9 protein-coding genes are annotated in these 13,483 nt (G+C 70.8%); 3 read left to right on the plus strand and 6 right to left on the minus strand.

What is annotated here, in order from left to right; all coding sequences use genetic code 11:
* Positions 1-168: 168 nt before the first annotated feature.
* Positions 169-1,179 carry a 4-hydroxy-3-methylbut-2-enyl diphosphate reductase gene (locus ACZ6DL_RS29675; protein ID WP_357036068.1) on the plus strand — a complete coding sequence of 337 codons (1,011 nt, stop codon included), beginning with the start codon at positions 169-171 and terminating at the stop codon, positions 1,177-1,179.
* Between the two features lie 147 nt (positions 1,180-1,326).
* Here the strand turns inward: ACZ6DL_RS29675 and ACZ6DL_RS29680 are convergent, their stop codons facing one another.
* A complete protein-coding gene (locus ACZ6DL_RS29680; protein ID WP_393233904.1) occupies positions 1,327-2,193 on the minus strand; it encodes a DUF6542 domain-containing protein in 867 nt (288 codons plus the stop codon).
* Positions 2,194-2,251: 58 nt separating this feature from the next.
* On the minus strand, positions 2,252-3,397 hold the full coding sequence (locus ACZ6DL_RS29685) for a DNA recombination protein RmuC (protein ID WP_466056020.1): 1,146 nt from the start codon (positions 3,395-3,397) through the stop codon (positions 2,252-2,254).
* Positions 3,398-3,693: 296 nt separating this feature from the next.
* Between ACZ6DL_RS29685 and ACZ6DL_RS29690 the strand changes: the two genes are divergently transcribed.
* Positions 3,694-4,869, plus strand: a complete 1,176-nt coding sequence (locus tag ACZ6DL_RS29690) for an exonuclease SbcCD subunit D (RefSeq protein ID WP_466056022.1) — start codon at positions 3,694-3,696, stop codon at positions 4,867-4,869.
* 34 nt (positions 4,870-4,903) lie between these two features.
* Positions 4,904-8,197: an AAA family ATPase gene (locus tag ACZ6DL_RS29695; RefSeq protein ID WP_466056024.1), complete on the plus strand. Its 3,294-nt coding sequence runs from the start codon at positions 4,904-4,906 to the stop codon at positions 8,195-8,197.
* 355 nt (positions 8,198-8,552) lie between these two features.
* Here the strand turns inward: ACZ6DL_RS29695 and ACZ6DL_RS29700 are convergent, their stop codons facing one another.
* The 4 genes from ACZ6DL_RS29700 to ACZ6DL_RS29715 form a co-directional block, all read right to left on the minus strand.
* On the minus strand, positions 8,553-9,095 hold the full coding sequence (locus ACZ6DL_RS29700) for a methylated-DNA--[protein]-cysteine S-methyltransferase (RefSeq protein ID WP_466056026.1): 543 nt from the start codon (positions 9,093-9,095) through the stop codon (positions 8,553-8,555).
* Entirely contained in the window at positions 9,092-10,714 is a 1,623-nt protein-coding gene (locus ACZ6DL_RS29705) for a DNA-3-methyladenine glycosylase 2 family protein (protein ID WP_466056028.1), read from the minus strand. Before ACZ6DL_RS29705 ends, ACZ6DL_RS29700 begins: the two co-directional genes overlap by 4 nt.
* 171 nt (positions 10,715-10,885) lie before the next feature.
* On the minus strand, positions 10,886-11,089 hold the full coding sequence (locus tag ACZ6DL_RS29710; protein ID WP_063051221.1) for a YbdD/YjiX family protein: 204 nt from the start codon (positions 11,087-11,089) through the stop codon (positions 10,886-10,888).
* Positions 11,090-11,142: 53 nt separating this feature from the next.
* Positions 11,143-13,401 (minus strand): carbon starvation CstA family protein, encoded by a 2,259-nt coding sequence (locus ACZ6DL_RS29715; protein WP_466056030.1) that lies wholly within the window; start codon positions 13,399-13,401, stop codon positions 11,143-11,145.
* Positions 13,402-13,483 lie beyond the last annotated feature (82 nt).

A 13,483-nucleotide genomic window follows, 5' to 3' on the forward strand; every position in this document is an offset into this window, starting at 1 on the left:
ACGCAGGTCCCGGCGGGAGTGTCCGAGACATTCGCCGCGGCGGGTCGGCAACTCGGCCACGGCGGGCTCTCCGGCCCAGTTCGCGGCCCGTACGCACCGGCTCCGGCGCGGATGTGACGGGCAACTCCCGGACGTGGCGTGGTCGCGGTCCGCACGTATCCTGTGGGCATGTCTTCGGCCATTCCCTTGAACGTCGGAATCGCGCGCTCGGCAGGCGTCGGAAACGCCCTTGCCGAGGGCGGAAAACGCGTGCTGCTCGCGGAACCACGCGGGTACTGCGCCGGCGTGGACCGCGCGGTCGAAACCGTCGAGAAGGCGCTGGACAAGCACGGCGCGCCGATCTACGTACGCAAGGAGATCGTGCACAACCGCCACGTGGTGGAGACGCTGCGCGACCGCGGCGTGATCTTCGTGGACGAGACCGACGAGGTCCCCGAGGGCGCGGTCGTGGTGTTCTCCGCGCACGGCGTGTCGCCCGCGGTGCACGCTTCGGCCGCCGCGCGCAGTCTGCACACCATCGACGCCACCTGTCCGCTGGTCACCAAGGTGCACCAGGAGGCGAAGCGCTTCGCTCGCGACGACTACGACATCCTGCTGATCGGTCACGAGGGTCACGAGGAGGTCGAGGGCACCGCGGGTGAGGCGCCCGAGCACGTCCAATTGGTCGACGGGCCCGGCGCGGTGGACAACGTCAACGTGCGCGACGAGTCGAAGGTGATCTGGCTCTCGCAGACCACGTTGAGCGTGGACGAGACGATGGAGACGGTGCAGCGGCTGCGGGAGCGCTTCCCCGCGCTGCAGGACCCGCCGAGCGACGACATCTGCTACGCCACGCAGAACCGCCAGGTCGCGGTGAAGGCGATGGCGCCGGAATGCGACCTGGTGATCGTGGTCGGCTCGCGTAATTCGTCGAACTCGGTGCGCCTGGTGGAGGTGGCGCTCGGTGCGGGCGCCAAGGCCGCGTACCTGGTGGACTTCGCTCGCGAGGTCGACCCGGCCTGGCTCGACGGCGTTCGCACGATCGGCATCACCTCGGGCGCCTCGGTGCCCGAGATCCTGGTCCGCGGCGTGCTGGACATGCTGGCCGAGCACGGCTACGGCGAGGTCCAGCCGGTCACCACGGCCAACGAGACCCTCGTCTTCGCCCTTCCCCGAGAACTGCGCGACGCCCGTCGCTGACGCCGGGCCCCGCCCGACGGGGCCGGCTCCGGTCCGCGCGCCTCGGTTCTCGCGTGCATGCGGGCCGAGCAACACCTCCGATACCGCGTCGCGTCGTGGTGAGGTCGGCAGGCGCGGTAGCCGCGCCCTCGCACCCGAGCGAACCGGCTACAGGTTCTCCGGCCTGCGCCGTTCCGGGCGGCCCGAATCACGTTCGCGGTAACGCACATTGGGCTGGGGATGCGGGGGCATATCGCGGCGACGGCCCGCGCCGCGCGGTGGTTCTCCTTCGGGCCGCGGCACAGCCCCGGCCGGGCGGGTAGCGCCCCTGGCGGGCGCCCGTCCTTCCCGCGGGCGAGCGGGTGCGACGCGCGGCGGGGTATCGGCGACCTGCGCCGCTGGTCGGCGGGCCGGCCGTGGGGTGGACTCGTCCGAGCCGTCCGCCTCGGGTTCGGCGGGCTCCGCCTTCGGACGGCGGGTTTTGCGGCGTGACGAGTCCGCGAGACCGCGGGACGGACGGCCGGGCTTGGTCTTCTTCGCAGGCGCCTTGCCCCAGCCCGCGCCGCGGCGGGTCGACGGCGGACGAGTGGACTCCTCTTCGCGGCGGTGCAGATAGATCCGCGCGCCACCGATCAGCAGGACGACCACCGTGGCGAGCATCATGGTCGGGAACCGGTTCACCAGCGGGATCGCCAGGTTCAGCAGGATGTCCTTCAGCGAGGTCGAGCCACGGCCGGTGAGCTGCTGATAGGCCAGCGGCACGGCGACGAACAGCAGCAGCGGCGGCAGCACCATCGTGCTGAACAAGCCTCGATAGCGGACGGCGGCGACCGCCGCCACACACCCGAGGATGTACAGCGCGGCGAACGTGCCGGTCAGCTCGTTATTGCCGCCGCCGGCATCGATCAGGAACCCCAGAAACGTGCAGGCAACCGCGATCAGGATCGCCGCGCCGACCGGGATCCCCGGCACCGACGGCAGGATCGAGCGTTGCGGCGCGGGCACCCGGGATCGCACACGTTCGGAAGCAGCCACGACATGCACACTAGTTGCCGCCGCTCGTGGCGGCGTGGCGGCACGGCCATACTCCTGGTTACTCGCCCGCGTCGGCGAAGCCCACCGCGCGGGGCCGGGAATCCACGCGCCCGATGGCGGGCACTTCCTGCTCTGCCATCTCCAGGTCGTGCAGTTTGCGCGCGGTGACCATCACCCGCGACTCCACCGAGGCCACGGTGTAGTTGAAAGCCTCCACCGCCCTGCCGAGTTGCGTACCCAGCCGGTCCAGGTGCTTGCCCGTCATGCCCAGCCGGTGATACAGCTCACGGCCCAGCCGCTGCACGGTGGCCATGTCCCTGGACAGCGCCTCCTGCCGCCAGCCGAAGGCGATGGTGCGCAGCAACGCGATCAGGGTGGTCGGGGTAGCGAGGATCACGTTGCGACCGAACGCGTACTCCAGCAGCTCAGAGTCGGTGGTCAGGGCCGCGTCCAGGAACGGGTCGCCCGGCACGAACAAGACCACGAATTCCGGCGCAGGATCGAAAGCGGCCCAGTACGCCTTGTCCGACAGCTGATCGACATGCGCGCGCAGATGCTTGGCGTGCCGGGTGAGCAGCTCGGCGCGCACGTCGGGGTCGTCGGTGCCGCAGGCGTCCAGGTAGGCGGCGAACGGCACCTTGGCGTCCACCACGATGTGCCTGCCGCCGGACAGGCGCACCACCAGGTCCGGTCGCACCGTGCGGTCGCCCTCGTCGCGACCGGTGCGGGTCACCTGGGTGCCGAAGTCGCAGTGCCTGGTCATCCCGGCCAGCTCTACCACCCGCTCCAGCTGGATCTCGCCCCATCGGCCCCGGACCTGGGGCGCGCGCAGCGCCGCGACCAGCTGCCCCGTCTGCCCGGTGAGCTGGTGCGAGGTGCGCTGCATGTTCGCGACCTGTTCGCGCAGGCCGGAATACGCGGTGAGCCGCTGCCGCTCCACCTGCTGGATGTGCTCGTTCAACGCCCCCACCGCCGCGCGCAGCGGTTCCACCATCGCGCCGACGGCGTGCGAATGCCTCCGCGCGGCATCCTCGTTGGCCGCGGTGAGCGACTGCCGTAGCAGCCGTTCGTTGTCGGCGGCGACCGCGAGCCGCGCTTCCGCCGCCGTGGCGCGCTGTCCGGCCCGTGCGGCGTGGCTCAGCCAGCCCAGGCCGAAACCGGCGGCGAACACCAGCGTCAGTGCGACGAGCATCGGTGCGGTCATAGCGCAGATAGTGCCGTAGGTCACCGACAAGATCGCGCACCCGGCAACTGTTCGGCATCGAGTCGGCACCCGGTTCTGCCAGCGTGTTCCGTGCGCGTTCCGCGGACCATCCGGAATCCGGCATCCGGAGTCGGGTTCGGGAGCCCATGCGAGATGTGATGATTCGACTCGGCGGGCCGACCGGCTCGAACACGTCCGTCCCCTCCGCCGGACACGCCGGGCCCTTGCTGGGCGAACCCGGCGCAGCGGGCGGTGCGATTGAAGTCTGTCGGTGGGTTGCCCTACGGTTTCGCGGCATGCGGATGCTGCACACCTCGGACTGGCACATCGGGCGCACGTTCCATGGGGTCGATCTGCTTGCCGATCAGGCGCGTTCACTGGCCGCCATCGCGGAGCTGGTGGCCGAGGAGTCGGTCGACGTGGTGGTGCTACCGGGTGACGTGTACGACCGGTCGATTCCGAGCGCCGACGCGATCGCGGTGTGCAACCGTGGATTCGAGGCGATCCGGGCGGCGGGGGCCCAGATCGTCGCCACCTCGGGGAATCACGATTCGCCCGCCCGGCTGGGCGCCGGCGCGAGTTTCGCCGCGGCGGGCGGGCTGCATCTGCGTACCACCGTGGCCGACGCCGATCACCCCGTTCTGCTCGAGGACGCGCACGGAACGGTGGCGTTCTACGGCATCCCGTACCTGGAGCCGGAGATCACCCGCGCCGAACTAGAAGTGCCGCAAGCGCGTTCGCATGCCGAGATCCTCGACGCGGCCATGGCCCGGGTGCGAGCCGACATCGCGCGACGACAGGGGGCGCGGACGGTCGTGCTGGCGCACGCCTTCGTGGTCGGCGGGGAATCCACGGGGTCGGAGCGCTCGATCTCGGTCGGCGGGGTGGAGACGGTCCCGCTGGCCGCCTTCGACGGCATCGACTACGTGGCGCTCGGCCACCTGCATTCGCCGCAGACGCTCGCCGAGCAGGTCCGCTACTCCGGCTCGCCGCTGCCGTATTCGTTCGGTGAGAACGCGCATCGCAAAGCCGTCTGGATCGTCGACCTGGACGCGTCCGGTCTGCGCGCGGTGCGCCGCCGGGACCTGCCGACGGTACGTGGCCTGAGCAAACTGACCGGCACCCTGGACGAGCTGCTGAGCGGCGCGCAGCACAGCGTGGCCGAACAGCACTACGTATCCGCCGTGCTCACCGACGTCGCCCGCCCGGTCGACGCCATGCGCAAACTGCGCGAACGGTTCCCCTACGCCGTCCACGTCGAATGGGCGCGGCCCGAGGGGAGCCCCGAGCTGCGCTACCGTGAGCGAGTGCACGGCCGCCGCGACATCGAAGTAGCCCGCAGCTTCCTCACCGACGTCCGCGGTGTACCCAGCTCGAGCGAGATGAGCTGGCTGGAGCGGGCGCTGTCCGCTGCCGTCGCGGAGCCGGAGCAGGTGGCCGCGGTGGCCGCCGCCGAGGAACTGACCGCATGAGCGTCCTGCCGGAGCCGGGCGTAGGCGCGGCGGGATGAGGCTGCACAAGCTCGAGATGACCGCGTTCGGTCCGTTCGCCGGCACCACGGTCGTCGACTTCGACGCGCTCGGCGCCGACGGGCTGTTCCTGCTGCACGGTCAGACCGGCGCGGGCAAGACCACGGTGCTGGACGCCATCGCGTTCGCGCTCTACGGCAGGGTCCCCGGCGCGCGCGGGGAGAGCAAGCGACTGCACTCCGATCACGCCCCGGAGCAGACACCACCGCAAGTGGTCTTGGAGGCGACCTTGGGTGGGCGGCGCGTTCGCCTGACCCGCAGCCCCGAATTCCAGCGCGCGAAGCGCGACGGTACCGGCACACGCACCATCAACCCGAAGGCGACGCTGAGCTGGCTGGACGGCCGCGGGGAGAACCTGTCCCGGATACCGGATATCGGCGAGGAGGTGCTGCGCCTGCTCGGCATGAGCGCCGACCAGTTCTTCCAGGTGGTGCTGTTGCCGCAGGGCGATTTCGCCCGCTTCCTGCGCGCGGACAACGAAGATCGCGAGAAACTGCTCGAAAAGCTCTTCGATACCAGACGTTTCGGCACCGCAGAGCAGTGGCTCGCCGACAAGCGCCGCGCCGCCGAAGCGGACCTGGACGCTCGCGCGGACGGCGTGAAGCGGCTGATCACGCAAGTGGGTATGGCGGCCGGAGTGGCGGATTCGGTCGGTCCCACCGAGTGCGTCGGATGGTCGCAGGACCTGCTGGCCACGGCACGCGCCGATCTCGCCGCCGCCGTCGCGGAAGTACAACGCTGCCAACAAGATTCGGCGCGCGTCCGCGAGCAGGCCGAACAGGCGCGTCGGCTGCGCGAGCTGCGCCGCCGCCTGAGCGTGGCGCGCGCCCAGCTGGACGACTATGCCGCGGGCACCGGCAGGCGGGCCGAGCTGCAAGCCGAACTCGACCTCGCTCGCCGGGCCGAACCGGTCGCGGCCGCTATCGACGAAGCGCGTTCGGCGGTGCAAACCCAGCGCAGGCGCGACGGCGAAAAGCAGGCCGCGGCCCAGCGACTCGCCGCCAGGCTGCGGGAACCGGAGAGCGCCGAACTCGGTGGCGCCGAACTGGTCGATCCCGACGGCGAGCAGGTCCGGGACGATGCCGACATCGACGCGGCGATCCAGCGCTGGAGCGCGCAGATCGGCGCGCTGGACGAGGTGCGGACCGATGCCGCCACCGCGACCAGGCTCGATGGTGAACTCGCCACACTGCGCACCGAGGACGCGACGCTGGCCCGGCGCGTCACCGAACTCGCCACGCGGCGTGACGAATTGCCCGCCGCGCTCACCGCGGCCGAGGCCCGGCTGCGTGAGGCCGCCGAAGCGGCCGCGGCCCTGCCCGGCATCACCGCGGAGACCGAGCGGCTACAGACCGCCGCGACGGCCGCGGTCGATCTGGCGGCCCGCCGCACCGCGCTCGATCACGCCCGGATCGAGTTCGACGCCGCCCGCACCGCGCATCTCGACGCAAAGGAACGCGTACTGGATCTGCGCGAGCGCAGGCTCAGCGGGATGGCCGCCGAACTGGCCGGCGAATTGGTGGACGGGAGTCCGTGCGCGGTCTGCGGTTCGGCGGAGCATCCCGCACCCGCCCGGCCCACCGACGCCGCGGTGTCCAAGGACGAGGAGGAGGCCGCCGTGTCGGCCGAGCGCGCGGCGGAGGGCACCCGCGACCGCGCGCTGGCCCGCATCACCGGGCTCGAGCGCGAGATCGAAGCGCTCATCGCTCGCGGCGGCGATACCGACCGTGTCGAACTCGCCGCCGCGCTGCGCGCCGCGACCGACCGCTACGAGGACACTTCGGAACTGGCCGCGAACGCCGATGGGCTGGAAGCCGAACTCACCCGTTTGCGCGACGGCGAGGCCCGCCTGCACGAGGAGTTGCGCGCATCCGAGGCGCGCCGCAGCGCGGTCGCCGCCACCATCGTCTCCGCCGAGGAGCGCTTGGTCGAACTCACCGAACGGCTGCGTACCGCGGCGGGCGCCGACCAGACCATCGACCGCCGCCGTGCACGGCTCGCCGCCCTCGTCGGCGAGGCCACCGCCCTGCGCGACGCCCGCGCCGAAGCTGTGGCGGCGCGAGAACAGGTGTCGGTCATCGCCGATCGGGTCCGCAACCTCGCGCGCGCCGCGGGGTTCGTGCCGGAGGGCGAGTTCGGCGGTCCGCTGCTTGTTCCCGGCGCATCGGCCGCCACCGATGAGGCGGGATCGCCCGGCGCGGGTTCGGCTCTGTCGCTGGACTCCGGCGAGACGGGTGTTTCCGGCTCCGCTGGTTCGGCCGCGACCGACCGGACGGGTTCGCCTGGCGCGAATTCGGCTCACCTCACCGAATCCGGCGAGACGGTCACCCCCGGCTCCGCTGGTCCGGATGACCCGTTGCGCCTCGCCGCCGCTGCCGTCACCGCTCGCGACGATGTCGCGCTCTTGACCGCCTACGCGAAGGTCGTCGCCGCCGCGTCCCGCAGCCCGCGGCAGCAGGCCGAGATCGACGCGGAACTCGTGGCCGCCGACCGTGCCCGAGCCGCGGCCGAAGCGGTGCTCGAGGAACCGGAGATCCGGGCGGCAGCGGAGCAGGAGCCCGGCGATCCGGCCGAGCTCGACGCTCTCGTGGCGGACGCGCAGACCGCGCTCAACGCGGCGGTAGCCACCCATGCCGAAGCGAGTAGGCGGGCCGGCCAGCTCGAAGACCTCGGCGGCCAGCTCTGGGCCGCCGTGGACCGGATCGCGCCGGCCCAGCGCGCGTTCGATGAACTGGACGGTCTCGCCGACGTGGTCGCCGGGCGCGGTGCGAACAACCGCCGCATGTCCCTGCACTCCTACGTCCTCGCCGCCCGTCTGGAAGAAGTCGCCCAAGCGGGATCGCTACGGTTACGCAGGATGTCCGGCGGCCGCTACGAATTCGTCCACTCGGACAAGGCCGGTCCGCGCGGTCGCCGCGGCGGCCTCGGGCTGGACATCCGTGACGATTACACCGGCGCCATCCGCCCGGCCAAGACGCTCTCCGGTGGCGAAACCTTCATGGCCTCGCTGTCGCTGGCGCTCGGCCTGGCCGACACCGTCGCCGCCGAATCCGGTGGCCTCGTGCTGGACACCCTGTTCATCGACGAGGGTTTCGGCGGCCTGGACGCCGACACCCTGGACGCCGTGATGGGCGTGCTGGACGAACTGCGCGCGGGCGGCCGCGTGGTCGGCGTGGTCAGCCACGTGGACGAGATGCGTCAACGCATCCCCAGCCGCCTGCACGTCCTGCGCGGCCGCGCGGGCTCCCACCTGCGAGCGACCATCGCCTGAGCGTGGGCCTCCCCAGCGCGAGGGATGGATGATCGCCTAGAGCCGGTTTCCGGCCCCGATAATCTGCCACTGGTCCCACGCGGCCAACCGGCGATCCATCGGTCCGCGCGCGCGAGTGCTGCGGGCGATGGACGCGGAGACGGCATGAGCACGGCGGGGTAATCGATCGGCGGCGACGCCGCTGGAGTCCGCGGCGGCCGGGCTGGTCGTCTACTGTGTCGGCGCGGTGGTGAGGGTGAACAGCGCAGCCCGGCGACGAACGTGCGGCGCTGGGTGAACCGTGCGCCGGTGACGCGGTGGCGCCTGCGAGCGACGGTCTGCCCTTGCGACAGTCGCCGATCCGGTGACCGCACGCTCACCCCTCGTGGTCGAGCAGCCACCGTTTCACCGGTAATCCCCAACGGAAGCCGCCGAGTGCGCCGCCGATGCGCAGGATGCGGTGGCAGGGCACGAAGAGGGCCGCGGCGTTGCGGGCGCACGCGTTGGCCGCGGCGCGCGTGGCGTCGGGGCGGCCGGCGCGGGCGGCGAATTCGGTGTAGGTCAGTGGACTGCCCGCCGGGACGGCGCGGAGTATCTCCCAAGCGTGAACGAGGAACTCCCCGGACTGCTGACGCACTGGAATCCGATCGATCGCGGTGACATCACCCTCGTGGTAGGCGGTGACGGCTCCGGTCACCTCGCCCAGCGAATCCCGCTGCCGCAATAGGCCGGGGCGCAGGCTGGGGTGGATCAGGCCGCGCAGGTTCTCCGCGTCGGATGTCCAGCCGGAGGCCAGGACGGCGCCCTCGGAGTCGACGAGCGTGGTGAACGGGCCGAGCGGGGTCTGCGTGACGGCGAAATCCGCTGTCGCGGTGGTGGCGCCGCCGACCTCGGCGCGGACGGTGATGCTGGTGGTCATGATTCGACACTGCCTTTCGTGGTGGCGAGCGCGGGGACATCGGAAGGTGTGGCACGGCTGGTCAGTGCCGCTTTCCACAGGTGCATGGACAAATACGACCGCCACGGCGCCCAGCGCGCGGTGTCCGTCAGGTCGACGCCGAGCAGGGTCGCGCCGCGGCGGACTACCAGGTCGGTCCCGAGCAGGACGTCCGGATCGGCGAGCAAGCGCATGATCACGTAGTCGGCCGTCCACGGTCCGACGCCGTCCAGCGCGAGCAGGTCACGGCGCAGGTCGGCCGCGGTACGTCCCTGGTGCAGCGGCAGCTCGCCGGAAGCGAGTGCCTCGGCGGCCGCGATGATGGAACGGATGCGCCGCGCCGGTCCGGTCAAGACCTCGGCGCCACGTTCGGCGATGACTTCGGGTGCCGGGAACAGCAGCGGAATCGGCCCGTCCACCCGTTCGCCGAGCGCTTCGACCAGCCGCGCGGTGTGCGTGGCGGCGGCCGACACCGAGATCTGCTGCCCGATCATGGTGCGCAGCAAGAGTTCGGCACCGTCCACGCACCCGGGCACACGAATACCCGGCGTGAACGACGGGCGCGCCGCGTCGAGCGGCTCCGCCTCGGTCAGCGCCTCGGTTTCCGGCGGCGCCCCCGACCCCGCGTCCGGCAGGTACTCGGCGGCCTGCTCGGGCAGTTGTCCCGAGGAGGGCATGCGCGCCGCGGGACCGGCACCGAGCGCGTCATCGATGCCGATCGGGTCGGCGTCCAGATCCAGCAGGTGCCGGAGCCTGGCCACCGTCGGCGCGAGATCGCGCATGTCGTGCAGGGACAATTCCGCTCGCACGTGGTCGCGCTGGAAGCTCAGCCGCGCGGTGGCGTGCCCGTGTGGCGTGCGTAGGTTCCTGGTGTAGGCGCGGTTCTCCCACAATTCCATGCCCGGTACGACATGGGCGGACAGGAACCATTCCAGCCAGGCCCGGTCGAGCGGTTCCCGGTAGGGCAGCCGTAGGGTGAGCGATCCGCTGCCGGGCTGTGCCGGGCGCGCGGGGGCGCTGGTCTTCGCGCGCTGCGCCTCGAGCCGCATGGTGGTGGGGCTCACCGCGAACACCTCGCGCACCGTGTCGTTGAACTGGCGGATGGAGGCGAAGCCCGCCGCGAACGCGATGTCGGACATGGGCATGGCGGTGGTCTGGATCAGCAGCCGCGCGGTGTGTGCCCGGTGCGCCCGGGCCAGTGCCAGCGGCCCCGCGCCCAGTTCCGTGGTCAGCACCCGGGTGAGCTGCCGCTGGGAGTAGCCGAGGGTGGCGGCCAGCCCGGGCACTCCGGCGCGCTCGACCACGCCGTCACCGATCAGTCGCATCGCCCGGGCGGCCAGATCCGCCCGCGTGTTCCACAGCGGCGATCCGGGCGCCGCGTCCGGCAGGCAGCGACGGCAGGCGCGGTAGCCCGCCTGCTGCGCCGCTGCGGCGGTCGGCAGGAACGACACGTTGGCCCGCTTCGGCGTGATCGCCGGACACGAAGGGCGGCAATAGATTCCGGTGGTGCGTACCGCGGTGAAGAATTGCCCGTCGAATCGAGAGTCCCGGGTCGACACCGCCCGGTAGCAACGTTCGAAATCCAATGCCGTGATCGTCACGCCCACCACAATGGCAGCTGCGGCGGACCCGTGCTAGCGGGAATCGGCCACCACCGCTGGTGGTTGTCCCCACCTCGCACAACGGTCATGACATCGCACAGCCGTCGCCTGGTTCGCGGTTGTGGCGACTACCAAACCGGGGTGTCGCGGCGCGCGCCGAAATTCTGCCGGTCAGCAGCAGCGATTGGCCGGATTGCGATCCGCCTCGGCATGCCGCTGCCGCCAGTACTCCCGCTCGGTCGGAATGGCGCATCCCGGGTGCCTGCGCCGCAGGTGCTCGACGTAGCGCTGGTAATCCTGCCCGCCCAGGATCGAGTCGAACCACCAGATGGCCGCCCGAACGCCGTCGCGGCAGGCGCGAGCCGCGGCGCGCAACCGGGCGCCGACCGGTCGCCCGGACCGGTCGGCGCCCTGGGTGGCCGAGTCGCTCATCGCGCGTGGACGTGTGCCGCGCCGGGAGCGCGCACCTTTCCGGTCGCGATCAACTCGTCCCACTGCTTCTGCACTTCCTTCTCCGCCGCCGTGGCGACGAAACCGCTGGGCGCGAAGATCTTCGACGGCTCCTCCGGCGTCTCGGTGGTCTTCGTCTCGCCGGAGCGCCAGGCGCGGTAGGCGACCAACCCGCCGACCACCGCGACGATCAGCACCAGCACCGCGAACACGATCGACAACGTGCCCTGGATGAAGGTGTTGCGCACGATCGCGGTCATGTCGTCCTGCGTCTTCGCCGTCAGGCACAACTTCCCGGCGTCCTGCGCGGCCTGGCAGATGCTGTGCTGCTTCCAGTAGCCGAGCTTCGGATCGGCGGAGAAGATCTTCTGCCACGATGCCGTCATGGTCACCAGCAGGTCCCAGACCAGCGGAATACCAGGCACCCAGGCCCATTTCGTGAGGCCCTTCTTCACCACGATCACCAGCACCACGGTCAACGCGATGGCCGCGAGCAACTGGTTGGCGATGCCGAACAGCGGGAACAGCGTGTTGATGCCGCCCAGCGGGTCGGTGACGCCCATCAGCAGGATCGAACCCCATGCCGCGACCACGATGGCGGAGCACAGCCACGCGCCCACCCGCCAGGACGGATCACGGAACTTCTTCGCCGCCCCGCCGAAGTTGCCCAGCGCGTCCGAGAGCATGAACCGCGCCACCCGGGTGCCCGCGTCGATCGTGGTGAGGATGAACAGCGCCTCGAACATGATCGCGAAGTGGTACCAGAACGACTTCATGCTCGCGCCGCCGAGGAACTGGTGGAACACCTCCGAGATGCCGACCGCCAGCGTCGGCGCGCCGCCCGTGCGAGAGATGATCGACGATTCGCCGACGTCGCTCGCCGCCTGGCTCAGCTGCGCCGGAGTGACCGCGGGACCGCTGAGCCCGAGGCTGTTGGTGTAGGCCGCGGCCTTCTCCGCGGTGCCGCCGGTGAGGCCGAGCGGCGCGTTCATCGCGAAGTACAGGTGCTGGTCGATGATCGAGGCGGTGATGATGGCCATGACCGCGACGAACGACTCCATCAGCATGCCGCCGTAGCCGATCATCCGGGCGTGCGATTCCTTCTCCAGCAGCTTCGGCGTGGTGCCGGAGGAGACCAGTGCGTGGAACCCGCTCAGCGCGCCGCAGGCGATGGTGATGAACAGGAACGGGAACAGCGAGCCCGCGAAAGCGGGCCCGGTGCCGGTGGACGCGAACGACGAGACCGCGGGCGCGTGCAGCACCGGCAGCGTGACGAGGATGCCCACCGCGAGCAGCCCGATGGTGCCGACCTTCATGAACGTCGACAGGTAGTCGCGCGGCGCGAGCAGCAGCCACACCGGAAGCACCGAGGCGACGAAGCCGTAGGCGATCAGCAGCCACGAGATGGTCACCGGCGAGAGGGTGAACCAGTCCGCGCCCCAGTCGGTTTCCGACACCCAACCGCCGCTCACGATGGCCAGCAGCAGCAGCGCGAATCCGATCACGGAGACCTCGCCGACCTTGCCCGGCCGCAGGAACCGCAGGTACACGCCCATGAACAGCGCGATCGGAATGGTCATGCCGATCGAGAAGACGCCCCACGGGCTGTGCGCGAGCGCGTTGACGACCACCAGAGCGAGCACCGCCAGCAGGATCATCATGATCACCAGCACGCCGACGATGGCCGACCAGCCGCCGATCACCCCTAGCTCGTCCCTGGCCATCTGCCCGAGGCTGCGCCCGCGCCGCTTCATCGAGACCCACAGCACCAGGTAGTCCTGCACCGCGCCGGCCAGTACCACGCCGACCACGATCCAGATGGTCCCCGGCAGGTAGCCCATCTGCGCGGCCAGCACCGGCCCGACCAGCGGACCCGCGCCCGCGATGGCGGCGAAATGGTGCCCGTAGAGCACCCGCCGGTCCATCGGCATGTAGTCCTTGCCGTTCTCCAGGATCTCGGCGGGCGTGGCCAGGTCGTCACGTGGTTCGACGATCTTGCGTTCGATGAACCTGGCGTAGAACCGATACGCGATGATGTAGGTGGACACCGCCGCGAGCACGATCCACACCGCGTTCACCGATTCGCCCCGCGAGATGGCGAGCACCGCCCAGGCTATGGCGCCGAGTAGGGCGATCCCGGCGAAGATCAATTTCTTGGCCGGTGTGATCGGGGACTTGTCGACCACGCCGACGGGCGGCAGATCGGGATCGGTCCGCAGATATTCGATTGTCGCCATCTGCCTTCTCTCCTGTAAAACGCGCAGGATCTTGCTGAAACACGTGACAACGTATCCGATCGATGATCGCCGTCGTGCCGAT

It is taken from the genome of Nocardia sp. NPDC041819, from assembly GCF_055590505.1.

Bases quoted from the DNA above. Each gene is read 5' to 3' on its own strand.
- ACZ6DL_RS29675 (WP_357036068.1), top strand. From the start codon at position 169: ATGTCTTCGGCCATTCCCTTGAACGTCGGAATCGCGCGCTCGGCAGGC.
- ACZ6DL_RS29685 (WP_466056020.1), bottom strand. From the start codon at position 3,397: ATGACCGCACCGATGCTCGTCGCACTGACGCTGGTGTTCGCCGCCGGT.
- ACZ6DL_RS29690 (WP_466056022.1), top strand. From the start codon at position 3,694: ATGCGGATGCTGCACACCTCGGACTGGCACATCGGGCGCACGTTCCAT.
- ACZ6DL_RS29695 (WP_466056024.1), top strand. From the start codon at position 4,904: ATGAGGCTGCACAAGCTCGAGATGACCGCGTTCGGTCCGTTCGCCGGC.
- ACZ6DL_RS29700 (WP_466056026.1), bottom strand. From the start codon at position 9,095: ATGACCACCAGCATCACCGTCCGCGCCGAGGTCGGCGGCGCCACCACC.
- ACZ6DL_RS29715 (WP_466056030.1), bottom strand. From the start codon at position 13,401: ATGGCGACAATCGAATATCTGCGGACCGATCCCGATCTGCCGCCCGTC.